The organism is Marinobacter salinexigens (assembly GCF_008370345.1).
In the GTDB taxonomy this organism is placed as follows: Bacteria; Pseudomonadota; Gammaproteobacteria; order Pseudomonadales; family Oleiphilaceae; genus Marinobacter; species Marinobacter salinexigens.
Window position 1 is genome coordinate 1 of the sequence record NZ_VTUU01000100.1, and the last position, 509, is coordinate 509.

At 61.9% G+C, this 509-nt stretch carries 1 protein-coding gene; it reads right to left on the reverse strand.

Annotation, left to right across the window (positions count from 1 at the left end; translation table 11 throughout):
- Nucleotides 1–77 precede the first annotated feature (77 nt).
- On the reverse strand, nucleotides 78–383 hold the full coding sequence (locus FWJ25_RS20825; protein WP_149601888.1) for a hypothetical protein: 306 nt from the start codon (nucleotides 381–383) through the stop codon (nucleotides 78–80).
- Nucleotides 384–509 lie beyond the last annotated feature (126 nt).

Below are 509 nucleotides of genomic sequence, written 5' to 3' on the forward strand. Positions count from 1 at the left end.
CATGCATCTGCATGGTAAGGTAGTCAGGCCATGCCCGGTTCGATGACTTATCCTTAATTCCTTAGTATTCTTGGACATTATACCATGAAAATCCTTCTGTGCCCACCCTCCCAGCCACTGGCCTGGCAGCCGTCGTGGGCGTCCGACAAGTACTTGCCGACGAGGCCCCTCGCCACGAACCCGCCCGCGCGCTCCCGTGGCTGCGGCGGCGTCGGCGTCGGCGTCGGCAGCGACCACGCCGCCGCGAAGCCGTGGTCCGACGGTGGCCCGCACGCCAGCTGCTGCTCCCTGTCGTCCTCGGCGATGGTGTCCAGGCTCCTCGGCACCTTCTTCCTCCTCTGCCGCATGACCGACACCACCTGCGGCGGCGCCACCTCCGTCATGAACCTCGCCGCCACGTGCGCCTGCGCCATATGATCGAGATAGGAGATGACACGACAAACACACACAATATAGGAGATGGCAGGGTATCTCTACTTGTGTATGACTGTGTGTGCACGTCTTTGTTG

Coding starts and splice junctions, on each gene's coding strand:
- FWJ25_RS20825 (WP_149601888.1), bottom strand. CDS start 383: ATGACGGAGGTGGCGCCGCCGCAGGTGGTGTCGGTCATGCGGCAGAGG.